The sequence below is a fragment of the Vitiosangium sp. GDMCC 1.1324 genome, assembly GCF_003044305.1.
Classification (GTDB): Bacteria; Myxococcota; Myxococcia; order Myxococcales; family Myxococcaceae; genus Archangium.
In genome coordinates, this window is the sequence record NZ_PZOX01000002.1 from 934,464 (window position 1) to 959,464 (window position 25,001).

General features: G+C 66.2%; 19 protein-coding genes. 9 read left to right on the plus strand and 10 right to left on the minus strand.

Annotation, left to right across the window (positions count from 1 at the left end):
• Positions 1–132: 132 nt before the first annotated feature.
• Complete coding sequence (locus DAT35_RS08310) at positions 133–2,304, plus strand: hypothetical protein (protein ID WP_146209631.1); 2,172 nt, start codon at positions 133–135, stop codon at positions 2,302–2,304.
• Positions 2,305–2,374: 70 nt separating this feature from the next.
• On the opposite strand, the gene wecB is transcribed toward DAT35_RS08310, so the two are convergent.
• Both wecB and DAT35_RS08320 read right to left on the minus strand, forming a co-directional pair.
• Positions 2,375–3,583, minus strand: coding sequence for a non-hydrolyzing UDP-N-acetylglucosamine 2-epimerase (wecB, locus tag DAT35_RS08315; RefSeq protein ID WP_108066339.1), 1,209 nt, complete (start codon positions 3,581–3,583; stop codon positions 2,375–2,377).
• Between the two features lie 78 nt (positions 3,584–3,661).
• Complete coding sequence (locus tag DAT35_RS08320) at positions 3,662–4,972, minus strand: glycosyltransferase family 2 protein (protein ID WP_233261358.1); 1,311 nt, start codon at positions 4,970–4,972, stop codon at positions 3,662–3,664.
• Positions 4,973–5,165: 193 nt separating this feature from the next.
• Between DAT35_RS08320 and DAT35_RS08325 the strand changes: the two genes are divergently transcribed.
• Entirely contained in the window at positions 5,166–5,978 is an 813-nt protein-coding gene (locus DAT35_RS08325; protein WP_108066340.1) for a hypothetical protein, read from the plus strand.
• 10 nt (positions 5,979–5,988) lie between these two features.
• Here the strand turns inward: DAT35_RS08325 and DAT35_RS58035 are convergent, their stop codons facing one another.
• Positions 5,989–6,885: a hypothetical protein gene (locus DAT35_RS58035; protein WP_146209632.1), complete on the minus strand. Its 897-nt coding sequence runs from the start codon at positions 6,883–6,885 to the stop codon at positions 5,989–5,991.
• On the minus strand, positions 6,882–7,985 hold the full coding sequence (locus tag DAT35_RS08335; protein ID WP_158501602.1) for a hypothetical protein: 1,104 nt from the start codon (positions 7,983–7,985) through the stop codon (positions 6,882–6,884). Before DAT35_RS08335 ends, DAT35_RS58035 begins: the two co-directional genes overlap by 4 nt.
• 552 nt (positions 7,986–8,537) lie before the next feature.
• Here DAT35_RS08335 and DAT35_RS58845 point away from each other — a divergent pair.
• Together DAT35_RS58845 and DAT35_RS08345 are read left to right on the plus strand one after the other, a co-directional pair.
• Positions 8,538–9,860, plus strand: coding sequence for a GON domain-containing protein (locus tag DAT35_RS58845; RefSeq protein ID WP_158501603.1), 1,323 nt, complete (start codon positions 8,538–8,540; stop codon positions 9,858–9,860).
• 173 nt (positions 9,861–10,033) lie between these two features.
• On the plus strand, positions 10,034–11,137 hold the full coding sequence (locus DAT35_RS08345; RefSeq protein WP_108066344.1) for a kelch repeat-containing protein: 1,104 nt from the start codon (positions 10,034–10,036) through the stop codon (positions 11,135–11,137).
• A gap of 199 nt (positions 11,138–11,336) precedes the next feature.
• Here DAT35_RS08345 and DAT35_RS08350 read toward each other — a convergent pair whose 3' ends face one another.
• Positions 11,337–12,140 carry a hypothetical protein gene (locus DAT35_RS08350; protein ID WP_108066345.1) on the minus strand — a complete coding sequence of 268 codons (804 nt, stop codon included), beginning with the start codon at positions 12,138–12,140 and terminating at the stop codon, positions 11,337–11,339.
• A gap of 397 nt (positions 12,141–12,537) precedes the next feature.
• On the opposite strand from DAT35_RS08350, the gene DAT35_RS08355 reads away from it, so the two are divergent.
• A complete protein-coding gene (locus tag DAT35_RS08355) occupies positions 12,538–13,842 on the plus strand; it encodes a phytochrome sensor protein (RefSeq protein WP_108066346.1) in 1,305 nt (434 codons plus the stop codon).
• Positions 13,843–13,963: 121 nt separating this feature from the next.
• Entirely contained in the window at positions 13,964–14,215 is a 252-nt protein-coding gene (locus DAT35_RS08360; RefSeq protein WP_108066347.1) for a hypothetical protein, read from the plus strand.
• 83 nt (positions 14,216–14,298) lie between these two features.
• Here DAT35_RS08360 and DAT35_RS08365 read toward each other — a convergent pair whose 3' ends face one another.
• Both DAT35_RS08365 and DAT35_RS08370 read right to left on the minus strand, forming a co-directional pair.
• Positions 14,299–15,624 (minus strand): hypothetical protein, encoded by a 1,326-nt coding sequence (locus DAT35_RS08365; protein ID WP_158501604.1) that lies wholly within the window; start codon positions 15,622–15,624, stop codon positions 14,299–14,301.
• A complete protein-coding gene (locus tag DAT35_RS08370) occupies positions 15,588–16,469 on the minus strand; it encodes a hypothetical protein (protein ID WP_108066349.1) in 882 nt (293 codons plus the stop codon). The genes DAT35_RS08365 and DAT35_RS08370 overlap by 37 nt, the downstream gene beginning before the upstream one ends.
• A 553-nt stretch (positions 16,470–17,022) precedes the next feature.
• Here DAT35_RS08370 and DAT35_RS08375 point away from each other — a divergent pair.
• The gene (locus DAT35_RS08375; RefSeq protein WP_108066350.1) at positions 17,023–17,244 is read left to right on the plus strand and encodes a hypothetical protein; all 222 of its coding nucleotides are present in this window, start codon (positions 17,023–17,025) and stop codon (positions 17,242–17,244) included.
• A gap of 209 nt (positions 17,245–17,453) precedes the next feature.
• On the opposite strand, the gene DAT35_RS08385 is transcribed toward DAT35_RS08375, so the two are convergent.
• A complete protein-coding gene (locus DAT35_RS08385; RefSeq protein ID WP_158501605.1) occupies positions 17,454–19,355 on the minus strand; it encodes an ATP-binding protein in 1,902 nt (633 codons plus the stop codon).
• A 645-nt stretch (positions 19,356–20,000) separates the two neighbouring features.
• Here DAT35_RS08385 and amrB point away from each other — a divergent pair.
• Both amrB and DAT35_RS08395 read left to right on the plus strand, forming a co-directional pair.
• Entirely contained in the window at positions 20,001–20,393 is a 393-nt protein-coding gene (amrB, locus tag DAT35_RS08390; protein ID WP_255415154.1) for an AmmeMemoRadiSam system protein B, read from the plus strand.
• A 70-nt stretch (positions 20,394–20,463) separates the two neighbouring features.
• Positions 20,464–22,476, plus strand: a complete 2,013-nt coding sequence (locus DAT35_RS08395; protein ID WP_108066354.1) for an SIR2 family protein — start codon at positions 20,464–20,466, stop codon at positions 22,474–22,476.
• A gap of 16 nt (positions 22,477–22,492) precedes the next feature.
• On the opposite strand, the gene DAT35_RS08400 is transcribed toward DAT35_RS08395, so the two are convergent.
• Together DAT35_RS08400 and DAT35_RS08410 are read right to left on the minus strand one after the other, a co-directional pair.
• A protein-coding gene (locus tag DAT35_RS08400; protein WP_199242838.1) for an IS5 family transposase occupies positions 22,493–23,288 on the minus strand; the annotation gives its coding sequence in 2 pieces (ribosomal slippage) (positions 22,493–22,961 and positions 22,960–23,288; 798 coding nt in all).
• A 735-nt stretch (positions 23,289–24,023) separates the two neighbouring features.
• Positions 24,024–24,890: a hypothetical protein gene (locus DAT35_RS08410; protein ID WP_108066357.1), complete on the minus strand. Its 867-nt coding sequence runs from the start codon at positions 24,888–24,890 to the stop codon at positions 24,024–24,026.
• Between the last annotated feature and the right edge of the window lie 111 nt (positions 24,891–25,001).

Below are 25,001 nucleotides of genomic sequence, written 5' to 3' on the forward strand. Positions count from 1 at the left end.
TATAAGCCGCGTGAACACAAGCGGTACCAAAGGGAGGCTCCAGCTCGCCCTTCGAACTCGTTGGCCTCTCCCGCTGTGTGTGTTCAGCCGAAATTGGGGGGTCCAACCATGCATACCGAATATTCAAGACAAATGGCCGGCGCATCCGAGCCATCGGGGTGGCGTCGTTCATGGAGCGCGGCGCCGCTCGCGCTCGTACTGTTCGCCGGCATCGCCCATGCAATCACTCCGGCGAAACTCGCGTTGTTGCTGCCAGACACGAGCCCCACCGCGCTCCAGCAGCCGGAGATCGCCGCGTGGATTGATGCGGTGAAGGAAGAGGGCTATGCGCTCACGGTCTACAGCAACGCACAGTTCCTCGAAGACGGAGGGAGCGCCCGGCTCAAGTATCGTGGCATCATCGTTCCGGACCAGTCGCAGGTGCGGATGAGCGACGAGCTGGTCGCGGCGTTGAAGCGATACACGAGCGGCGGCGGCCAGTTGATGCTCGTCTACGACGCGGGCGCGCTCACGAGCACCGGGTTCTACTCCATACCGAAGTCGCGTTTCTCCGACATGGTCGGCGTCGATTATGTGCTCTACGACGAGCTGCGGGACTTCACGATCGGCCTGGGACCTGCCGTCGGCAAGCTCCGTGTGATGCGCGCGCTGGACATCCCGCCCGGCAAGTCCTTGGGGTACTCGCCGGAACTGTTGGCGGACTCGAGAATCGCCAGCTCGCGCGGCATCGTGTCGTTCCTGCCCTCGGGCCCGACCAACGTGGGCGGGCTCATCGGCCACGACCATGAAATCTATGCCAACATCCGCCCCACGCCACGGGGCCCTGTCATGGGCAGCTCGGGCCTGCCGTTGGCGACGCGGCACGCGACCGCGGTGGAGGCGAACCCGGTGCGGGGCGCCACTCCGATGAAGCCCACCCCGGCGCCACCGCTCGATCCGGACGACTCCTATCTGGCGAAGGTCGAGCCCGACTACGAAACACCGCATACGGCCGTGAATTACGGGTACAACGTCGTGTCGTATCCATCGTATGTCACACGGGGCTCGTTCGACGGCGAACCGCTGCTGACCTCGCCCTATCACGGGCTGATGGCGGGTACGCGCAACTACGGCGCGGGCCGCGTGCTGTTCGTGAACATGCCGTTGGTCTACCTGAAACTGCGAACCGATGGCATGCCGATGCACGGATTCATCGACTACTTCTCGCGACGCATGCTGAACCTGCCCCAGCTCACATCGGTCCCCGATGGTACGGCCGGGCTGATCCTGAACTGGCACCTGGACTCGAAGGAAGCACAGGCGCCGACGCAGCAATTGAAGGACATGGGCGTCTGGAAGAGCGGCCCGTTCTCCATCCACATGACCGCGGGTCCGGACACGGTGAACTTCGGCGATGGCGACGGATGGGATTTACCGAACAACAGCGTCGCTCAACGGTTCCTGCGGGAGTTCGTCGCGAGCGGTCATGAAGTGGGCAGCCACGGCGGATGGATTCACGACTATTACGGCTTCAACGCCAGCGAGACGAACGGGGAGACCTTCCAACAGTACCTGGCCCTGAACGACGACGCGGTGACCGCGGTGATCGGCCGCCCGAGCCGCGAATACTCCGCGCCCCTGGGCAACAACCCACTCTGGGCCGTCAGCTGGCTCGAGAACAAAGGCATCACCGCGTTCTACTTCCTCGGGCACACCGGCATGGCGCCGACCCGCTCTTGGCGAAATGGCACGCTCACCCACCCGTCCATCTGGACCATTCCGCTGACGACCTACGGGACGACCGCGACCTTCGAGGACTGGCAGGAGCAGAAGGTGCCAAAGGAGATCATCCGGAAATGGCACGAGGCGCTGATCGCCTTCGCCATCAACAACCGTACGACGCGCCTCATCTACGCGCACCCGCCGGGCGCGGTACTCTGGCCGGACGTGCTCAAGCATCTCCTCGACTCCGCTGAGCGGCAGAGCAAGCACCAGCAGTTCCGGTGGTACACGATGGCGCGCATCGCGCAGTTCATGAGCGACCGGCGAGACGTCACCTGGAGCGTGGATGCGTCACCCACCGGCGCGGTGCGGGTGACCGCGTCGCATCCGAGCAGCCTGGCCGGGATGACGTGGTGCTACAGGAAGTCCGCCTACACGAAGCCGCGCCTGCTCAGCGGAAAGGCGCGCATCGCCGATTCCGACACCGACTGGGTGGTGCGGGCGGAAGCGGGCAGCGGCCTCCAGTTCGAGGCGGCTCCCCGCCTCGGTGTACAGGACGACGACCCCAGCTGGAGGGACAACGGTCACTCCGCGACGCCGTGAATCGGGCTTCCCCACGGACCTGGCACCCGCGACCGGGTGCCAGGAACACCGGGGTGCCACACGTGCTCCGTCAGAGACGTACCTCGTGCGCAGCGAGCTCATCCAGCCTCCTGGTACGGCGGCGCGGCGTCTCGTCCTTTCGCACGGACTCGCTCACCCGCTCGGCGGGTGACTGCCAGGGCGCGGGGGACTCGCCCAGGAGGTGGCTGACGATGCGCTCGGCGGCGCGGCCATCTCCATAGGGATTGATGGCCCGTGCCATGTGCTCCTGCTCCTCGGGCTCGCAGAGCAACGTGGTGACGGCCTGCTCGATGCGCTCGGGGTCGGTGCCGACCAGCCGCACCGTGCCGGCCTCGACGGCCTCGGGCCGCTCGGTGACGTTGCGGAGCACCAGCACCGGTTTGCCCAGTGCCGGCGCCTCCTCCTGGATGCCGCCGGAGTCGGTGATGATGAGCTCCGCCTGTTTCATGAGGGCCACGAATGCGTGGTACGGCTGGGGCTCAATGAGGTGGATGCGCGCATGCCCTCCGAGGAGGCGGTGCGCCGGCTCCTGGACATGGGGGTTGGGGTGCACCGGGTACACCACCTCGACGTCCGGGAAGCGCTCCACGATGCGCCGCAAGGCCAGGAAGGTGGCCTCCAGGGGCGCGCCGAAGCTCTCGCGGCGATGCGCGGTGAGCAGGATGGGCCGGTGTCCGGCGGGCACCCGCACCCGGGCATCCTCGGGGCACACTCGCGCGCTCATCTGGAGGAGGGCGTCGATGGCGGTGTTCCCGGTGACGAGGATGCTCTCCGGCGCGACCCGCTCCGAGAGGAGGTTGGCCCGGGAGCGCGGCGTGGGCGCGAAGTGGAGGCTGCCCATCTGGGCGATGAACGCCCGGTTCGTCTCCTCGGGGAAGGGCTGGCGGCGATCATGGGTGCGCAGCCCCGCCTCCACGTGACCCACGGGGACATCCCGGTAGAACGCGGCCAGCGCGGTGGCGAACGCGGTGGTGGTATCGCCGTGCACCAGGACGAGGTCGGGCTTCTCCCGCTCGAGCACGCCGCCCATGGACATGAGGATGCGCGCGGTCAGTTCCTCCAGGCGCTGGCCGGGACGCATCAGGTCCAGGTCGATGTCCACGGGGATGCCGAACAACTCGTTCACCTGGTCGAGCATCGCGCGATGCTGGGCCGTCACGCAGATGCGTTGCTCCACCCCCCGGCGACGCAACTCAGAAACGACCGGAGCCATCTTGATGGCTTCTGGCCGGGTTCCAAACACAGTCAATACGCGCATGGTTCTTCTGCCCCCCGTGGGCTGCTTGAAGCGACAACGTTTCCGCGGCCCCGCTCGTCCGGGCTCACGGCGCCATCCTCATGGGGCCGACGAGCGCGAGGCACTGAGTGTGACCTGGGCTGGCTGCGCCTCGGGCCCGGTCTGGCTGAACACCGCGTCGCCGTCCACCGCGTGCACCTGCTCGATGGAGACGGAGCGCGTGTGCTCGGTGTGTACCCACTCCTTGTTGCGGCTCTTCATCATTCCCAAGAGGGTGATGGGGAGCCACGTCACCGCGAAGAGGAGGGAGCAGGCGTAGTTCAAATACAGCCGCGCGCGCACGCCCTCCAGGTACATGGCGAGCATCGGGTACACCCCGTACGCGCAGAGCAGGAGGGCCCATGCGTGGAGCGGCATGGAGAAGGGGGGGGCAAGCTCCTGGGGTTGAGACAGCAAGCAGGCGCCGAGCACCAGGGCGAGGCCCACCAGGGTGCCCACCACCGCCAGCGCCGGCTGGATGCAATACAAGGCCCCGTCGAACTGCGCCAGACTGTGGTTCAGCAAGGCGCGCTTGAACAACGGGAGGGCGTAGCGCCGGGCCACGTCCCAGTGGCCCTGCATCCAGCGGACACGCTGCCGCCACGACTGGCGCAGGGTCAGCGGCTTCTCGTCGTACGTCACCGCCTCGTGGGCCCAGCCCACCCGGAAGCCCTCCAGGAGCAGCCGCATCTGCAACTCCAGGTCATCGGTGAGGCAGGTGGGGTCCGGCTCGTACTGGCGCAGCAGCTCACGACGCACGCAGTAGCCGGTACCCCCCAACGCATTGCTGAGCCCGAGCCGCGAGCGCGCGAGCTGCCAGAGGCGGTTGGAAATCCAATACGCGGCGGAGATGGCCTTCGTCACCCAGGTGTCGGAGGGGTTCTTCGTGTCCAGGTAGCCCTGGATGATTCGCTCCCCCTGGGCGAGCCGGGTATTCATCACCTGGAGGAAGTTGCGGCTCGCCACGTTGTCGGCATCGAAGACACAGTAGGCGTCTGGCTGGTATTGGCGCTCCACCTGATCTCGCGCCCAGACGAGGGCATGTCCCTTGCCGCGCAGCTCGGAGTCGAAGCGCTCGAGGGCCTCGTCCGCGCCCGCCGTCCGGGCCACGGCCGCGGTGTCATCCGTGCAGTTGTCCGCGATGACGAAGATGCGGAACAGCTCGCGGGGATAGTCCTGTGCGAGCAGCGAACGGATGTTCTCCACGATGACCCGGGCCTCGTTGTGGGCCGGGACGAGCACCGCGAAGGTGTGGCGCGGGGGGCTCGGGGGGGTTGGCCTGGGTTTCGCCAGACCCGCCAATGCCAGAATGAAATTGTATGCCGCGAGAAGGAAGAGAATGAGCGCGACCGCGGTCAGGAGCATCATCATGGCTTTGAGGGAGGACTTCCGCTTTTCGAGAAGCGGGGTGGCGAGGTGCAACTGGTGTCCGCAGGCCTGCTTAATCTGATACGCCTGGAAGAGTGGCGCTCACCAGTACCCTTGGGTAGGACCAAGCGTATGGCGGAGAACGGCGGCCCGCGCGGCGGATGGGTGGAGCCCTCCAGGTGCTTAATGTCGAGGCATGACACCGCTCCTCGTCCTTCTCGTCCTCACCCAGGCGCCGCCCGAGAAGGGCACGGGCCCACAAGGGACCGAACCCGTGGAGCCGTGGGTGCACGTCCAGCTCGAGCAGGGCTTCGAGCAGTACGAGGAGGACGGCCGTCTCTTCCTGAACACCCGCTTGGGCGCGGACTTCAAGGCCAGTCAGCGGGTGTGGCTGCGCACCGACATCTCCCGCGTCGAGAAGTTCGGCAAGTCGGGGTTCGGCACGAGCCTGCTGGCGGACATCCGTGTGGGCGAGACGCTGCGGCTGCTCCCGGGCGTCTCCCTGGGAGACGCGGACGTGCTCGCCGTGGCCACCGCCGGAGTGGGCGCGCTGTACTCCGGGTTGGACCTGTGGCCGGGTTTCGTGCTCACCGGCTGGCTCTCCCTGTACGCGTTCGCGGACAGCCGCGCCGTCGCCACCACCCTGGGGCTCATGCAGTACTACAAACGGTTCTGGCTCCAATACGACCTCCGGTACATGCAGGTGCTGAATGCCCGGGCCTCTGGCTTTTCGAGCTCGCTCAACCTGGGCGCCCGGTTCACCGAGCCGGTGCGGTTCGAGCTGAGCGTGGGCGCGAGCGGGGGCTACGACGCGTACCTCGCGCCCTACATCGCTCCGGACACCCGGGTGGAGCTTCGCGGCATCAATGCCAACGCACACCTCCGGCTCTGGGTGCTGCGCCATGCGGGCATCCAGACATCTGTCTGGACTGGGACGCAGTGGTGGAAGTCAGGCGCTCACGCCTTCACCTGGCAGGGCATGAGCGTGGGGCTGTGGATGGAGCAGTAGCGGAACGAGGTCAGAAGGAGACCGCCAGCCCCAACTCCCAGCCGGGCGAGAGCGCGGGCCGGGGCTGGGAGGGCTCGAACCGCCGGCCCAGCAGGGTCCGCACCTGGACCGCCAGCTCCGGAATCACCGGGACCTCGAGCAGCAAGGAGAGCTCCTCGCGAACCCAGCGGGGGCCGTGCAAGGTATCTGGCGGCTCCTCGGCACGAAGCGCCCGGGTGGCCACGAGGACGCCCTGGGAGCTCGCCCAGCCGAGCTGAAGCAGGTGCGAGGAGCCCTCCAGGCGGACCCGTGTCCACCGCAGCCGGTAGTCATAGCGCAGGGTGAAGGCGCCATACTGGAGCAGCGTCGCCGCACCCATCACCCCATGGGACGCGGAGGACAGGCGCGCCCCGGCCGCGGGACCGGCGAGGAGGGTGAGCGAGCCGAGCCGCCAGGCCCCCATCGCCGTCAGCTCCGCGCCGAGGCCCTCACGGCCGAGCACTTCCCTGTCCAGACTGCCTTCCAGCAGCAGCCCCGGCGCGCTCCGCCAGCTCCCCGCGACCCGGAGCCCGTACACTTCGGGAGACTCGCGGCGGTGGTACACCTCGACGCTCCACCCCAGCCGTGGGGAGGGGCGTCCGCTCAGGCCCGCGCTCCACCGGGCCTGTTTCCCCAGGGTTCCCAGCGACAACGCCCCCCGGAAGGTGTCCGGTGTGGGCCAGCGGGGCGCGATGACGGGGAGCATCTCGGCCGCGGCGGCGTCCTGGGCGGGCAGGGACGGGTCGGCCGCGGGCACATCGCCCTCGGTGGGCAGCTCGTCCGGCCGAGGCATCCGCCGCAGCTCCTCGGGCGTGAGCTCCCGGGCTTCGACTCGAGGCGCCACCCACAGCCCCGCCATCAGCAACAGGCTCGCGGTGATTCGAGTCATCTCGCGCTCTGGACGAAGTCGTGCACGGCCCACAGCCCGGTGAGGGTGGCCAGCTTGGGCTCGACCGGCATCCCGTCATCGGCTCGCACGCCCCAGTACCAGCCCCCGGTCTCGGGATCCTGCAGCCGTTCCAGGAGCCGGTTGCACTGCGCCACGAGCTCGTCGTCGCCCGCCGCCGTCGCGAGGGCGCGCAGCATCCCCGTGCAGACCACGTCGTAGTAGAGGGGATCCTGCTTCAAGAACCGGTCGCGACCCGTCGCCATGCCGAGGTAGCCGGGAACGGCGCCGGACCGGTGCTGGATGAACTTCAAGACGGGCAGCGCCCGCTCCAACTCGCCCAGCCGGACGAAGCCCAGGGCCGCGCGCAGGAGGTTGTCTCCAATGAGCGTCTCGTCGGAGTAGGGCTTCCAGTTCTCCACCGCGTACGGCGTGGGAGGGAAGCCCGGCTCATAGTGGTCCATGATGGCCCCCGAAGGGGTGACGGCCAGCCGATAGAAGGCCACCGCCTTGTGGAAGCGCTCCTCCATCTTGGGTGACTTGATGAGGGCCGCCACATCGGCGAGCGCCTTGAGCCACAGCAGCTCCACCTTGGTGTGGATGGAATTCACCAACGCACCCTTGTCGTGGATGCAGAGCATCGGGGCGCCGTGGTCTTCCTGCCACACGCCCTGGCGCACCCCGTTCATCAGCGAGAGGACCACGAAGGTGCAGGCACCGGCGGCCCCGCTGGCGAAGCGGATGTCCCCGGTGGCGAGGAACAGCCGATGAAGGGCGGTGGCGGCGAGGAGGTTGTCGCCCGCGTAGAAGGCCTCTCCCCTGACCAGTGCGCTCGCCGGGAGCGTCACCTCGGAAGGCATTCCGCCCCGCAGGTGCTTGGGGCCATTCTGGGGAACCTGGCACCGGAGCAGGGCCTCGCCGCAGCGCAGCGCCAGCTCGGGCCGGCCCGTGTCCAGCAGGTAGAGGCAGACCTTGGCGGTCACCGCGAGGGACAGCAGGGTGGGCCCCGTGGCCGGGTTGTCGTAGTAGTAGACGAACCCATCGCCCGGGCCTCGCTCGACGAACATCCGGCCCAGCAACCAGCGATCGAATCTCTCCTGCATGGGGCTCCGTGGCAATGGCGTGGGAGGACGCGGGGCGGTGGTGGGCCCAAGGCTTTCCCCCCGGGTGCTCCGCCTCATGCACGACGAGGCCGCGAGTGCCGCGGCTCCGGTGATGATGGCGCGCCGGGAGAGAGTGCGCGGTGCCTCCGGCTGTTGCTTCAGATGATTCATGCTCCCCCCACTTCAGAGCGCGGCGCCTCAAGCCTTAAGCACGCACGCCCCGGCTGTCACGCGAGCGCGTCCCCTTCGTCATGGAAGGCAACGAAACAGGCCTGGCAAAACTCTCGGAATGGGAGGGGCGCTGTTCGGAAGGGGACGCCGGCCGGCAAGCCGGGCGGCCCCTCTCAGCTCACAAGGGTGGGCCTGCTCCGGGTGCCTCTGGAGCCGCGACGTTTCGCGAATGTCGGCGACATGTCGCCGACAGCCGTTCCCCCCTCTCGGACCCGTCCCCAAGGGGGTTCTCCTCGGAAGAGCCTCATGGGCGTGCTGGCACGCAGCGTGCTCAAGGACCCCCCGAGCTCATTCGAGACTCCCAAAACTCGAGGTCCCACCGTGTACATCCCCCATTGGAAGAAGTTGATGTTCGCCGCCAGCCTCGCCGTCCTCCCGGCCTGCGGGATGGAGGCGCCGGACCCCACGCAACTGAGCCAGACGCGGGCCGGGCTCGACGCACTTGCCCCGGCGAGCTGCCAGGACATCAAAAACGCCCAGCCCTCCGCGGCGGATGGTGCATACGTGCTGTTCGTCGGCGGCGATAGGTCCAAGCCCTGGTCGGCCTGGTGCCACGACATGGCGGGCACTCCCACGGAGTACCTGTCGCTGTCTTCGACGGGCCCCTCGCTCAACTTCTCCCAGTACACCGCGGGCTACAACAACGGTGGGGGCACCAATGTGCGGACCCTCTTCACCAAGGTTCGCGTCGACCCCTCCACCCTGCGCGTGAGCACCGGCGACCGGACCTTCTCCTCCTCCTCCGGGCTGCTCTGGCACGGGGATGCCGTCACCTCGATGGCCTATGCCGCGGCGATGAATTGCGACTTCGGCAATCCCGGACTGGGCAACGTGGACCTGCGGGGCACTCCCTTCTCGGTGGCGCCTGGCGAGTTCGTGGCGGTCGGCTATTACGCCTCGGGCGGGGCCACCTACAGCGCGAACAACCAGGTGGTGGACCTGTGGAACCGGGGGGAGTGCGGCTGGATGTCGGTGCAGGGCGCCGACCACCCCTTCAACGGCCGCGGCGCCCAGCTCCAGCTCGAGTACAGGCGGAGCACCCCGGCGAGTTGCCAGGAGCTCAAGACCGCCCATCCCTCCGCGACGGATGGTGCGTACGTGTTGTACGTCAACGGTGATGAGTCCAAGCCCTGGACAGCTTGGTGCCACGACATGGCGGGCACCCCCGCGGAGTACCTGTCGCTGTCTTCGACGGGCCCCTCGCTCAACTTCTCCCAGTACACCGCGGGCTACAACAACGGTGGGGGCACCAATGTGCGGACCCTCTTCACCAAGGTTCGCGTCGACCCCTCCACCCTGCGCGTGAGCACCGGCGACCGGACCTTCTCCTCCTCCTCCGGGCTGCTCTGGCACGGGGATGCCGTCACCTCGATGGCCTATGCCGCGGCGATGAATTGCGACTTCGGCAATCCCGGACTGGGCAACGTGGACCTGCGGGGCACTCCCTTCTCGGTGGCGCCTGGCGAGTTCGTGGCGGTCGGCTATTACGCCTCGGGCGGGGCCACCTACAGCGCGAACAACCAGGTGGTGGACCTGTGGAACCGGGGGGAGTGCGGCTGGATGTCGGTGCAGGGCGCCGACCACCCCTTCAACGGCCGCGGCGCTCAGCTCCAGCTCCAGTACGCGCCGCCTCCCGCGCAATAGGCCGCTGGCAGCTTCACTTCCAGCGCCTCCAACATCGACCACGCGATGTAGACGCGTCCTCCCCATGCTGGTGCAGCGCCATCGGGTGCCGCGCCTGCTGGAAGGTAGTCCGAAGCCCCCCAGAGCAACCGGGTTCGGAGCTCTGGTGCCAGCAGCCCGAAAGGAACAGGTTCATGCACAAGAAGCGTTGTCTGTATTTGCTCGTGGCGGGGTTCGTGTCTTTCGCGTCCGGCTGTCAGCCCGAGGAGCCCTCGGCGTCCGAGACCCCTTCCCTGGAGACCCGCTCGGCTCCACTCGAGGGAGTGGTGGGCACCTGGAGCACCAATGCCCCCCAGCTGACGGGCACGGGTTGGCGCACGGCGACGCTCCTCGACTCGGGCCTGGTGCTGTCGGTGCGCGACGGCTCGACAGGACTGTACAACCCGTACTCGGACACGTGGCGCAGCCTGGTGGGCCCGTACCTCTTCGGGCGCATCCGCGGCACCGTGACCCGGCTGCCCTCGGGCAAGGTGCTCCTGGCCGGTGGCACCCTGTCGTCCGGCAACCAGAACCAGGCGATGCTGTTCGACCCAGCCACGGAGAGCTGGAGCGATACGGGTTCCATGGCCACGGGCCGCGTCGATCACACGGCGACGCTGCTCGACTCGAACCTGGTGCTGGTGGTGGGTGGCAGTTACAACCTGCGCGGTCAAACGGCGCTCGCGGAGCTCTACGACCCCACCACGGGCACGTGGAGCAGCGCGGGGGTCCTTCCCGAGGAGCTCTCCATGCATACGGCGACCCAGCTCTACTCCGGCGAGGTCCTGGTGACGGGCGGCACCCACTTCGATATCTGGAACCATCCCTTCAGCAACCCGCGCAGCGCGGCGTACGTATTCCAGCCGGCCACGAAGACGTGGACGCCCGCGGGCAACATGTCGAGGACGCGCATGGGCCACGTCGCCGTCCGGCTCTACTCGGGCAACGTGCTGGTCGCCGGCGGCACGGCGGACGCGAACGACACATCCTCCGACGTGTACAACCCGTACAGCCGCCAGTGGCTCCCGGGCCCATCCCTCCCCATCCCCGGCCCCTACGTCAGCGCGACGCTGCTCTACTCGGGTGAGGTGCTGGTGCTCAACAGCTCCGGGCAGGGAGCGCTGTATGACGCGTCGGCGAACGCGTGGCGCCTCGCGGCTTCCGCCCAGCAGGTGCGCGGTGACTTCGTCACCGTGATGCTGCAGACGGGCCATGTGCTGGCATTGGGAGATGGCGCGGTGGAGCGGTACACGCGCTGACACGGAGCAGCAGGGCGTCCGCGGAGCGAGCCGACCACCGACATGGACAGCGCATGCTCGACGCCTGCCCGCTCCATCGGGGACCAATGGCCCTCCAGGGTGTCCAGCGGCGGCTGGAGGGGCCCCCAGCGGCCGCGAGCGTTTCTCGCCCATTCGGCCTTCGGTTCTCACCCGCGAACCCTGAGCGTTGTCTCCTCTGCTACGGCTCGAGCGACTGGGGCGGCGGCTTCGCGCTGTAGGCGGCCAGGTAGCACTTGCCCTGGTACTCGTAGAGCGCGTCCGGGCATGGGGCCTTCAGCTCGTGAGCAGCCCAGCAGGCTCCGTTGATCTCCACCTCGACGTAGCGGGTGCAGGGAGGGCGCTTCTGGCCTTTGAGGGGCTCGCGCGGCAGCGGACGGGCGACGACCATGGGCTCCCCACCGTCCAGGGCGTCCGCGAGAAAACCGCTGCCGAGATCATCACCCGGCGTCCCACCGGCCACCTGTGCATCGTCGCTCGTGAGCACGGGCGGGGTGTCCGCCAGGGGCCCCGAGCCGCTCGGCGGTGGGAACCCGGAGACCAGGCGCACCAGCGCGAAGAGCACGGCGAACACCGCCGCGGCGGCACTCGCCAGACCGAGGCCCTGGCGCCAGAGGGGGCGGGGCTCCTCGGGCTCAGCGAGGGCATCGGTCATGCGCCGTACACTCTCGTGCACCTCCTCGAGCGTGCACAACAGCGACTCCACCGATTGCCTGTCGGCGGCCACGGACCAGGGCGTCTGCTCCACCACCATGGCAACGTACTTCTCCGAGGCCGAGGCACTGAGGTGCACCCGCCAGTCCTTCTGGGGAACCTTGTCCTCCTCGGCGGGCTTGAGCACCAGGGCCGTGGCCCCGCTCTCCTCGTGCGTGGCCCGATAGAGCTCACCCTGACTGCCAGGGGACTGCGGCACCTGCTCCTTGAGCTGATACGGCCCCAGCTGCTCCAATTCCTCGCCGCTCGCCCCGTTCTTCTTGTCGTCCATGCGCGCTCCTCGCTGGCCTCCTCGCCCGCCAGAGGCCTGGTGCACTTGTTCGCATGGAGCCGGGCCCCTGCTCCAGGAGCTACCCGGTGCCTCATGGGCCGTCCTACCCCTCAGGTGCATGGATTTTCGACCCGGGACGACGCGCCACGGGGCCATGTCCTGGAATCGAGACGTGGCCATGGGGAACGACAAATGTAGCGGGTGCGCGTGCGCACCAGCGCCTCACGCACCGCCAGCTGCGCCTTCATGTGCCTCCTGGCGTCCGAAGTGCGGTGCGCCCGCCGGTACGCTCGCTTGCCGACTCGCGGGCGGTCATGGAGCGGAGGGCTCCGGGTTCCCTGTGTTGTTGAGCCCATGACCGGCGCAAATTCGTGCGCGGACTGGAGGACTGGAGCCAATGCTTATCCACCCCCTGGGCACACGAGAAAGAGGGTCAACCACCGAATCCACCCGACGAGCGTGGGAGCGCTACGTCTCCACGGGCCTCCTCGACGGCTCGCTGCTTCGCGAGCCCGTGCTCCGGGCCTGGGAGCGCTCACATGAGCTGGGGGTGAACCCCAAGGCGCTGCAACCGGAGCAGCTCTCGGTGCTGGACACCGAGCGGCTCCTCGAGCAGCAGCAGGCGTTCATCACTGCTGCCCGGCCATACATGGAAGCCCTCTCCAGGGCCGTGGGGCTCGAGCGCCATGCAGTCTCGCTCGCCGACTCCCACGCGGTCGTGCTCTGCTTCGTGGGGGACGAGGCGACCGTAAACGGACCCAAGTGGCTGCCAGGTCCAGGGTCCCTCTTGTCGGAGGAGCTGTGTGGCACCAATGGCCTGGCGACCCCGCTGGCGATGCATGGCTACTTCGAGGCGGTGGGGCCCGAGCACTTCATCAGTCTCTTCCATCTCTACACCGGTCAGGGCATCCCCATCCGGGACGCAAGGGGCGGGGTGGCCGGAGCACTCTGCGTCGGGATTCAACGGCTGGCGGCCTCGAGCCAGCTTCGCGACATGCTGCTCTGCGCGGCCCATGGCATTGAGGCGGAGTTGTTCCTGCACCAGCTCGAGAGTGACATCCGCCAGGTGCTGGCCGCTCCCGGAGACGAGCAGCCCCTCTGCGTGTTGCACCAGGAGGTGAACCGGCTGAGGCAATCCTCACGCGAGGGGTTTCGGATGGCCGCCCGTCAGGGCACGGCAAGCCGTTTCGAGTATGCCCTCCGCCTGATGCAGCTGGCCGAGGAGACCGCTCAGCACATCCGCCACCGGGCGCTCCTCTGGCGTACCCTGGCCTCCTTGGAGGTGGGGCAGCTCCGCCCGATTGCGCTCACCGAGCTGGTGCGGGAGCTGAGCGAGCTGCTCCGGCAAGAGGCTTTCCGCCAGCGAGTCGAGCTGGTCTTCTGCGAGCAGGAGCCGGTGCACGTCCAGGCCGACGCCCTCGTGCTCTCGCGCCAATTGCTCCACGCCGCTCTGCAAGCCCTGGCGCTGGCCGGACCTGGAGGCGCGGTTCGCATCGACGTACGCTTCGACAGCCATCTGTTCGCGGGGAAGGCTACCTTCCTCCCCTTCCCGGCCCCCGAGCAAGCACAGCTGGCCCCGCTACCGCAGAGTGTGACGAGCCCAGCCCTCAGACTCGGAGAGGAGCGTGAGCCACTGCTCTGGCGCTTGCCCGTCCTGGAGTCGGCACCTCACCAGGCGCGCCCGGCGTCAGAACTCGTGTGAACATTGCATCCAGCAGTACGCCTCGGAAAGACGTCTGACCGCCGAATTCCCGTGCTACTGGGAATTCCGCTGACTGGCCGCCAGACTGCGCTCCTCACCCGCTGCACCGAAGGAGTCGGTCATGAAGAAGCTGCTGATGGGGCTGGTCGCGCTGGGCATTCCGGGGCTGCTGTTCGCGGGCAACCTGATGTACACGCCCGAGGCGGAGGCGGAGGCGCTCCCGCTCGGTCCGGAGGCCTGCACGTACACGTACTACGAGGACGAGACGTATACGAACGTGGTGCTGGTGCTGAACTGCTCCTGCTCGAATCCCGCGTGTTACAGCACCGAGGACGTCACGCCATTCTACACCGCGGACTGCTACGCGTGCTGAGCTGAGGAGCCGGATGGGAGGCTGCGGATGTCTCCCATCCGGGATGTATCAGTACGCGGCCCCCTGGGGCTGGCCATGTCCCGTCACTGCTTTGGGGACGAGCTGCTCTTGCCACAAGCCGCCGTGAATCCGTGGCGGCACGCGAGGGTCCTGAAGACGTCGATCGCCGACGGGGGGAGTTCGTCAGGACCGTGGCCGGCCTCGAGGAGATCCGCGGCGCGGGCACAGCCCTCACCGTTCTCGAGGTCGCAGGCTTGAGAGTAGAAAAGGGCCGCGCCGCGGAGGGCGTCTTCGTCCGGCTCCGGGGATGTACGGGCGCCGTCTTCCTCGAGTCGCCCGAGCTCGAGGCACGCGGCACCGTCCTTCCGCTGAGAGCACGCTTCGATGAGTCGCGCGGAGTGAAGGGAGGCGCAGCTCTTCTTGTCACCCGTCGCGCACGCCGTCTCCAAGGCCGTTTCGACCAGTCGCGCCCATTCTTCTTCGCCAACGATGGGCAGTTGCAAACCGGGCAACTCGCACTCTTTCTTGTCGGTCGCCGTTGTGCAGCCCTTCGCCAGGAGTTGTCCTGCTTCGGTGGCGAGCGCTTTGGCGCGGGCGGCGTCGCCGCCGGGGCTCAGGGAGGAGCTCCACAGTGCCGCCGCGGCCATGCACGCCCACGGTCGACCCGCGTGACATGACGCCTCCAGCGTGCCACGTGCCCGAGTCAGCGCCGGGTCGTTGACCTGGCCCCGCTCGCTGAGCCCATGGAAGCTCCAGATGCCTGTTTGCACTTCGCGAATGTCTCGAGACGCGCAGAGATTGGCGGCGTGGTCCCCCGCGCGCGCGGCGAACCATTGTACCTCATTCGGGTCCGCCTTCTTCTCGGTCAACATGGCGGTGGCATCGGAGCAGACCTCGGGGTGCTTCTCGCAACCGGGCCGCATGAGCTGGGCCGCCCGCTCGATGTTCTTGGGGAGTGGATCCTCGGACAGGTATTCGGACCCGAGCTCGTAACAGCCGCGCGCCGAGCCGTCGCGACACGCGCGTGCATAGGCGGGGATGCGCATGAGCTGCTTGATGGTGCCGAGTGAGGCCCTCTCCCACGAATCCGCGGCACGGACACACGCGTCGGCATCACCGCCATCGCACGCGAGCGTGCACTCGGCGACATCGGCGCATGGCGTGGCGATGGGGAATGGGACCGCCGCCCGCGCGGTGGGGGCGGATGGGACGGCCGGTGCGTGCGCGCATCCGAGCGACACGAATACAGAAGCCAGCGCCAGCGAGAGGAAGGACGAACGCATGTTCCCGCGCTCAGGAGATGGATGAGGCATGGCTCGGACAATACGCGAGCAGGGAAACAGGCGGAATGGAGATTTCTCCATCCTCGGGCTCAGGCAGGCCAGAACTTGCGACAACTCACCGTCCATTCGGCGTATCGCGGCCGACCGGACATCCACGACTTGTATTCGTAATCATGGCGAGTCCGCTGCTGGAAGTAGAAGGCCCATTTACGCTGCTCGCGCACACCGAATACCGTGCCGAATTGCAGCAGCTCGTCCTGGTCCACCTTCCAGAAGGAGCGGAAGGCATTGGCCTTGACGTGGTACCACTTCCTGCCGTCCACCCCGTGTTTCTGTCGGAGCTTCGCGAGGCCCGCGTCGTTCAGCATGTCGGGCATGTAGTCCTTCATCGTGGCCGAGGCCATGCCCTCCATGGACACCCCGAGGGCTTGATTGGTCGACTCGAAGCGGGAATTCATCGTCTGGATCTTTTCCTCCTGCGCTGCCGCCTTGTCATCCCAATCGGCGCCAACCTCATTTGCGTTCAGGTGATACACCGTGGGCGACGCGGGATCGCCCGCTACGAAGATGGAGCACCCCCGCAGGGCAGCGGTGATGAAATAGTTCGCATGGCTTTTCAACTGCACGCAATGCGTGCTGTTGTAGTCCCAGTGCAGATAGTAGATGTTGAATGACTGCGCGACCACGGGATGACCGAGCGCCAGGGCCAACAGGTTCCGGTCGCCGTTGTAGACGAAGGTATTGCCGGGCTCTTGGATGGGAAACCGGGTTACCGGCGTGCTGGCGGCGTCCAACAACACGCTACTGAGGACGCAATCCTGGGGCTGGTAGATGTACGCATGGTCCCTGCCGACGAGGACCCTCTTCTCCGAGGGCGGCGGCTCAATACCCTGCGTGGGTGCTGGATAGAGCGCCTGGGTCGATGCCTTCTTGACCAGATCCCGGGGGGTGTAGAGAACGATGGGGGGCATGGGATTCTTTCGAAAACGCGTGGACCCTCAACGGTGCCCGGGAATTCTACCAGAACCCAAGCCCATGGCCGCGGGAAGGGCGTCAGACAATTCGTAGGAGGCATCACCCCTGACAGGCCTGAGCCTCATCGTTCGGCGGCTCCGTCGGGAGAAACTCGGATAAGGTGCGCCGTCTCACTCAACCCACCCGAGGTGTCCCTTGAAGCGTTCCTTCTTTGCGGTAGCGGTCCTGTTCAGTGTCTCCCTCCTGGGCTGTGGAGGGTCCGACGTCGAGGTTCAGTCCGAGGAGCCCGCGACGGCCTCCGTGGAGTCCGCGCTCTGCTCCTCCGGAACGCCGGCTTGCGAGCAACTCGACCTGACCCAGTGCCCCAAAAGCGGTTTGAAGACGAACTGCTGCGCGTTCGGGAACACCTATTCGTGTTCCTGCGCCGCCGGCGTCTGGGCGTGCCCCTGAGGTCTGCTGCCCCGGCACACGGAAGCCCCCTCCGGCAGGTCGACTTCAACAACAGCTCGAACGTGGGTGTTCCCAACGTCGTGCTGGCGAACGGCTTTCATGGACCCCGGCCTGTACGAGTTCTGGCGCCACATGTTCGAGCCGCGTGACCGCGAGGCGCAGCTCGACTCGTGGGGGCTGCACCGCCTGTCCACCGCCCGGGCGCACCTCCCGTACCGCCCCTTCACCAGCCCTCCTCCGCCCGCCGTCACGCATTGCCCGGCGACGAGGGCGGATGCTCGGGCGATGACGAAGAAGGCGAGCTGGACGACTGCGGCGTGAATGATGGACGTCTCGAACTCGCCGGCATGATGCCCCGAGCACTCTGGCCTGACGCCGTGCGCCTTGCTCGCTCCCTGGAAGACGCGCGCCAGCTGTTCATGTACACCCGCTCGAACCCATGCTGCTTGCAGGAGACGAGCAGGTCCGTGAGGACGGCGCTCAACGTGGCGGTGGTGCTCGGAGCCTGAGCGGGCGCCGAGAGCACTGCCTCACGTTGACGGCACGGATGAAGCGCGTGCACGCGCATTGGCTGGAGTGCCCGCCCCGGCCGCCCTTGGCGACCCGACGGAGCGTGAGTACCGTGGAAGCTCCACGATGAACGTCGCCCCGGCTCCAGGAGCACTCCTGACCTGGACCCGGCCCCCGTGAGCTTCGACGATCTGCCGGACCCGACAGAGGCTCAGCCCGAGCCCTCCGAAGTTCCGCGAGGACACGACGTGGCCAAAGCGCTCGAAGATGAGCAGCTGGGCCTCCGGCTCGATCCCGATGCCGTGGTCCTGGACGGATAGCTGGATGCTGCCGAGGCCTCGCTTGAGGGTGATCTCAATGGGTTTGCCCTCACCAAACTTGAGAGCGTTGGAGAGCAGGTGCACCACCATCTGCTCGAGCCGAACCCGATCCCACATGCCGACGACGCTCTCGAGGTTCGCTGTGATCGCCCCGCTGCGCGCGTCGATCTCCGGCCGAAGCTGTCGAAGCGCCGACTGAACCACCTGGGCGAGGTCGACGGGCTCCCGCTGGAGTGTGAGGCCTTCCGCCTGGAACTGCGCCACCTCGAACATGGCCTCCATCAGCTTGTTCAGTCTCTGCACGTGGCGAATGATGCGGGTCGCCAGTTCCTTCTGCCTTTCCCGGGAGAGCGTTCGATCGGACCCCGAAATGGCCGCCACCAGGCGCTGCGTGACCAACTGGAGCACCGTCAAGGGCGTCTTCAGTTCATGGGATGCCAGCGTGAGAAAGTCGTCGCGCAGCGTCAGCGCGTCATGGAGCGCCTGGGCCCGACGGTCCAGGCGCCACGCCATCATCAGTGCGCCGCCGACAGCGAGCAGGAGCAGCCCGAGCACGAGCGCCTGGGCATCTCTCAAGGGTTGAAACGCCTCCGCGACGTCGATCTCTGTCGCCAGCCCCATTCCCAGGTCGTCGTCCCAGATCCACGAGCCCACGACCGGGACGCCACGATAGTCGTTATAGCCCGTGAGATTGTTGCCGGCATTGCCGGTGAGCGCGCTGGCGGCCATCCGGGTGAGTGGCTGTTGGATCCTCGGACGGGTCGGCACGCCACCCTGGGTGAGGTCCGCCCCCGGATCCCGCAACTCGATATTCAGGATGGAGTTCTCACCTGGGTCGAGCAGGCCCACCTCCTGGAGCTGAGCCTCGAATCGGCTGCTGGTGACCATCTGCCCGCTCCGGTTGAAGGCGTAGGTCTCCCCCGTTCCACCGGTGCGGCCCAGGTGGACGACCCGGCTGAACTCCCGCTCGGGAGCCAGCCGGAACACCAGCACGGCGATGACGGAGCCCTGGGCCCCACGGATGGGTGCCGCGACAAACATGATGGGATGCGCCAGGCGCGACCCGGTGTGCGTGGGGACAGAGACGAGCGATCGGTGGGGGGAGTCCATCTGAGGCTTCCCCTTGAGAGCTCCGTCGATCAGTGCGGGGTCGAGCTGGAGGAGCAACTTCAGCCCAACGGCGGCGTCGAGATCCGAGGCGAGTGTCGTCCCGTCCGGCGCGATCACGGCGTAGCCAGAGTAGTCGTGGAGTTGCACCACCGGCAGGAGGATCTGTCGGATCTGCGCCGCGACCGGGCTGGATTTCAAGGGCTCGCTCTCCCGAGGGACGTCCAGCTGAGCCTCCACGGCCTGGCGCAGCTGCTCGGACTGGGCCCAGGAAGCCACGTCCGCCTTCCTGTCCTCGGCCCAGAGCAGAAGCCCTTCGTGGGAGAGGGAGACCACCGCCCCCAGCGTGTCCTGGAGGTTGCGGCGGTAGAACAGCTCGACTCGCTGGAGCGTCCACCACGCGGCCAACCCAATGGGGACGAGAAACGCGAGCAGGAGGAAGACCGTCTTCTGTCGCCGCCCGCCACGGCTCCGCTCTGCCGCAGGCAGGAACATCTTCATTGTCTCCTCGTTTCGCGAATGCCTTGCTGATTCAAGATAGGCACGGGGAGCGGCCCGGCCCCCGCCAGGCGCCACCTGCCGCGCGATGCTCCATTCGAGGGGTGGGGGGGATGGCCCTCTCGCCACCTGCTCAGCCGCCAGGCTGAGCTTGGCGACGCGCCTGACTGGCTCCACCACCAGGTCCAGACGACGAAGAACACCTTCTCCGCCGACCTCCTGCTCCCAACACCAGCGTATTCGCCTTCCGCGACCGCCCACTCGAAGGTTCAGAGGATCCGATTCGGGGCCTGCCGCTTATCGAGGAGGGCATCACTGGCAACGAGTCGGCCCTCCTCCAGTGCAAGGAGGCGCTCCGCGGTTGCGATGCGCTGTACGAATTCTCTGACACCGGGCGGGCACCGGCCTGGAGCTCTGCTCGGGCGGCCCCCTTCATCGGCCCTCCTCATCCCCTCCCCTCCATCCCTCACCCTCTACACGGCCTCTCTTCCGCCTATGCGCCGCCGCATCCTTGGTGCCAGGCACAAGTGCATTGACCGCTGGGTGGAGGAGAGGTTCTCGGGGCCAGCTGAGCAGGCAGCGTAGGCGGTCCCAGGTGCTCCAAAATCGCTGGCACCCTACCGGGGGCCGTCAAGTACGCCTATTGCCGTTCCTCAAGCGCGTGCTGGGAGGTTCACAGTGCTACCGCTGGTGGTGGGCAGCGCGCGCGGCGAGGAGGCGGCGGAGGTGCTCGACGCGCTTTGGGTGCCAGACGTGCTGCCTGTCGTCTCGTCGGACCTGTCGCACGACCTGCCTTACGAGAAGGCGCGGGAGGTGGACCACGAGACGGCGGAGCGGGAACTCATGCTGAAGGGGCCGCTGGATGCGGGGAGCGTCTGCGGCGCGGCGGTGGTCAGCGGGCTACTGCTAGCGGCGCGGAAGCGAGGCCTACGTCCGGAGTTGCTGGACCTGCGTAACTCGGACGATAACGCAGGTGGTCGGGACGAAGTGGTGGGTACGGGCATTCGCGTTCTACTCGCTGGGTGGGGGCGGTAGCACGAAGGCGTGAGGCTTGTCCGGTAAGTGCGCGCTCCGTTGAGTTACACTGCATGGTGGGGAGCCACTGTTGAAGACACCACGAACCTGGACTATCGAGATCGTCCGCGCCAAGGATGCTGGCAACGCGTACGCCTTCGCCTACGAGCGGCAGGACTACGTGTTCGTCGGCAACCACGCCTATGGGAATGCGGAGTTCCCATGGGATGACGAGGTGCTGTCAGCACTGATGCAGCTCCAGCAGGTGCGGGCGCAATCCGAGGTGGTACGGCGCCTCGGGAAGAAGCTCCTTCGCTTCTTGCAGGCTGGCATGCCCGCGACTGAAGGATGGGGCGCTCTTGAAGTAGCCATCCGCCAAGCGAAGGAGGAAGGTCGGCCTCTCCATCTGGTCTTCCGGTTCGGCGCCGCCGAACTCTATAGTCTGCCATGGGAATTGGTCGCTCTCCCGTCCACAGGAGAGTACCTGGGTGAGGTGCCATGGTGCATCATCCACTATGAGTGGCCAGGGGTCTCTGTCGCGCCCACCGCTACCGTTCCCAGGTTGAAGCCAAGTCGGCTTCTGTTTGGCTGGTCCAGCGCGGGTGGTTTGACTCCAGCCATCGCGCACCTGCACGCTCTCGAAGAAGCAGCGCTCCGCGGCGCGTTCGAGTTCGATGCGCAGCATGACACCATCCCTCGACTCTCGGCTTCTGCAATGCAGGACGCGCTCCACCGGGCCGTTGGGGAAGGGCGGCCCTTCACGGCAATCCACCTCCTGTGTCACGGAGTCCAGGATGCAAGCGGCAACTATGGGCTGCTCTGGGATGAGTCGTCCATGGGAGGCGAGGGGGCGCACATCGACTCAGAAAAGTTCACCAGATTGCTGCGCCCCTACACGGACTCGATACGGCTGGTGGTTCTGTGCGCCTGCCACAGCGGCCACACGGGCCCGCCGGGCAACGTTCTTGGAAGCGTGGCGCAAGCAACTCATCGCATCGGCGTGCGAGCAGTGCTTGCCTCCCGCCTGCCTCTGTCCGTGAAGGGCTCAATCCAGTTTACCGAGTCCTTCTATAGAACATGGGACGGGAGTGACTCCGTGCAACCGGCGTTGGCTGCCGTAAGGACCGCACTGCTCCATACGAGCAAGCACGACTGGGCCTCGATTCAGCTCTTCGCTGCACATGTAGAGCCTGACAAAGCAGCACCGGCAACTGGTGTGGCTCCGAAGGTGGCGCACGCTTCGCCCGTTCCGTCAGCCCTCCCCGGTGTGTCCCTGCCAAAGCCTGTTCTCGAGGCCTATCGCTCCAACACGCTCGCGCTGTTCATCGGCTCCGGCCTCTCACTGGGTCACGACGTGAAGGGTGGCTTGCCAACGTGGACGCAAATTCCCGAGCGGCTACTAGACGTCTGTGGGCATCTTGGCACTCTCGACGAGCCGACGATCCAGCACTGGCGCAATTTGTTCAAGAGACGCATGCAGCTTGAGCTCATGCTCGCGCAGCTTGGCGCCCTGCGTACTGCCTTGGGAAGCGACTATCCGAAGGCCATCGACGCCATTTTCCGTCCCTCGGACATTGCCCCAGGATCAGCACATCAGGCCGTAGCCCGATTGGGCGTCCGCGCAATCCTGACTACGAATTACGACTCCCTCATTGAAGACGCTGGAGGAACACCTCGCAGGTACGTCTATACCTGGAAGGACTCCGACAAGACACTCAGGGATCTGGAGTCCGAGCGTAACATTCTGCTCAAGGTCCACGGAACGGCGGAGCATTACGACAGCGTGGTCATGACCGAACGCGAGTACCACGAAGCCCACTCTAATACTTCGTACCAGAAGGTGCTGGACCATCTGCTTCAGCGCTACACGTTCCTCTTCATTGGCTATGGGTTGAATGATCCATTGGATCTTGATCTGGCACTCAAGGGTAATGCCGACGCCTTCAAATCCGCTTCTCGTCGCCACTATGCGGTGATGAAGGACCCAAGTGACAATGACCGAGACCGTTACGAGCGCGAGTACAATGTCCGAGTCATTCCCTATAGTGACCACGCGCAGATCCCGGCCATCCTGGAGCAGCTCCGGCGCACTGCTGGGAGTTGAAAGCTCCTAACAAAAGTCAGGTTTGAAGGCGGCGGAAAAGCATCAGACAGCAGCCCAAAACGAGGAGGCTGAAGTAAATGTCGTCCCGCCGCTCGTCGCGCACGCGCAGGCGTCGCTTCTGGTTCTTCCAGTCGTTCGTCCGCTCTACCACCCAGCGATGCCGTCCCAATCGCTGCTTCGATTCGATTCCCGGCCGTGCAATGCGCGGAACGATGCCTCGTCGGCGCAGTTCCTGTCGGTTTCTTCGAGAAGAGTACGCCTTGTCGGCGTGCAACTTGGCGGGCCGGTGGCGCGGAGGACCGCGAGGCTGCTTCACATCCGGAATGGCGTCCAGCAGGGGGAACAGTTCGTGGATGTCATGAACGTTGGCTCCCGTCAGGCTCTCGGCCAGCGGCAAGCCCTTTCTGTCGACGAGAAGATGATGCTTGCTACCCGCCTTCGCTCTGTCCGTCGGGTTCTTGCCCGTATGGACCCCCCTTTGAAGCTCGGACCGTCGAGGAATCGATCGAGGTGCGGCTGAAATCCACCAAGCCCTTCTCCCCCAATTCATCGAGCAGGGTACGTTGGAGCTTCTCGAACACTCCAGCCTGCGTCCACTGTTCCAGTCGCCTCCAGGCTGTCATTCCCGACAGTCCGAACTGCTTCTGCGGAAGCATCTCCCAGGGGATACCCGTCCTGAGTACAAAAATGATGGCCTCTAACGCGACCCTGTCATCGGCGCGTGGCCGACCAGGCTTCTTCTTCTTCTTGGGGACTGGAAGCAGCGGAGCCAGTCGCTCCCACAATGCGTCCGGTACCAGTTCGCGGGCCATGCGCCACGGTGTTCATGGCGCACTCATTCGTCCACCCTACCGCCCGCTCTCGAACCTTACTTTTGTTAGGAGCTTTAAGGCGGAAGTGACCAGGGCCCGGGTTCCGAAAGGACCCGGGCTTTGGTCTTTCCGCAGGAGTTGCGCATGGTCCGATTCGTTGTTGCCTCTGCCGCCCTCAACGGGCGTGCCGCAAGGGCGAAGGCCTACAGGTACCAAATCCAACTGAGCGTCACCAGCACGACGAGGGCCATGGTGGGGTCCGCCCCAAGGAGAAACTGCGCGCGAGGGGTGACGGCGACGCTCCACTGGTCTCCCGCCGCCCACCTCAGGCCCACCACAGGCGAGAGGACAAGGTTGAGCCGGTTGACGTCCGCGAGTTGGACGCCGTAGTCCACCGCTGCGGACGGAGGACTGGCGATGCGGCGCCCGTCGCATCGGAGGCCTGTAGCTGTTAGAAAGATCCCGACACGACACCGAGCAATGGCTCCGGCAGATGCGCAGGGCTTTCTCGTAGGACAGGCTACAACAGCCCGCCTGCGCGGTGAGAACCCGAGGCTCTACCTGCTGCGCGCCGCGCTTACCACCATCGAGAACCCCGACACTGTCACGCTCCCGGCCAGCTCCGACTGACGCCGCCACTCCTTGCTGTCATCGTCCGGCGAATTCATCCCGCCCCGTCCAGACGGCGCGCGGCGAGCCATTACGAGAGTACGACCACGGAGGTCTTAAGAACGACTATCGCAACCGCGTCACGAACTCGTGGAAGAACGCCACTTTGGAGTCGTTGTCCGAGGTACGGATGCCATCGCAAATCCAACGGCGTATGTTCATAATCTTCCGAGTCGAGCGCACATACACGGTCGCAAAGGCAACAGCCCCGACACCGAAGACCCGGTGGCCTGCGGAGTGGTTCCTGACCCACCGGTCCACTTCGCCGTTCGCGCTCAGCTCAGCCACTCGTTGAAACAGCGTCCGGCTAACGTTCTCGTACTCTTCGAGGTTCTCGATCTGGTACAGGCCCTCATGAAGACCCAGGGCCAACGTGAGGTCAACGATTAGGAATCCGTCTAGGTCCTGACCGGCAATCTGCCCGACGCCTTCCTCGATTCGCTCTTGGAGCCTGCGGACTGACCGAGGCCGCTTGGCGGCACAGCCGTACTTGGCCCCACCAACCGTCAGCAGCACGTCCGGCTCTTCAAGTTCGACCCCGTAGCCAGCGTTCTTCGCGACAGCGGCGACGTACAGTTCTAAGAGCTTCGCTCGTGGCCGGTCGTCTTCTCCTCCAGCAACGACCCCGCCTTTCAGAGCCAACTCGAAATGCGGCGCCCGCCAGTTCGGGACCTCAGGCGGCCTGTTTAGCGCCTCGAACGTGTCTGCAAGCAGCCCCCCGTCCATCCTTGCTGCCGCGAGCCTCTCTATCTCGACCGGGTCCTGTAAGGGGCTCGTTCGGGCCTCGAACTGCTCAAGGTCCCGTATGTACTGGTGGATCCTCCCAGCCTTGTTGATGCGCAGGCCATGCCGCTCAAGGTCAGCGACTATGGATTGGAGGCGTTGCACCAGAACCTGGTTGTCCTCGGCCTTGGCGGTCGTGAAGTTCTGCACTTGCCTCTGCTGATGAAGAGGCGGCCCACGTACTTGGACTACTCCGTGGTTCCGATCCGCCACTGCCTGAGCAGCACGACTACGGGCATGCTTCTCCTCGCGCTTCCGCTT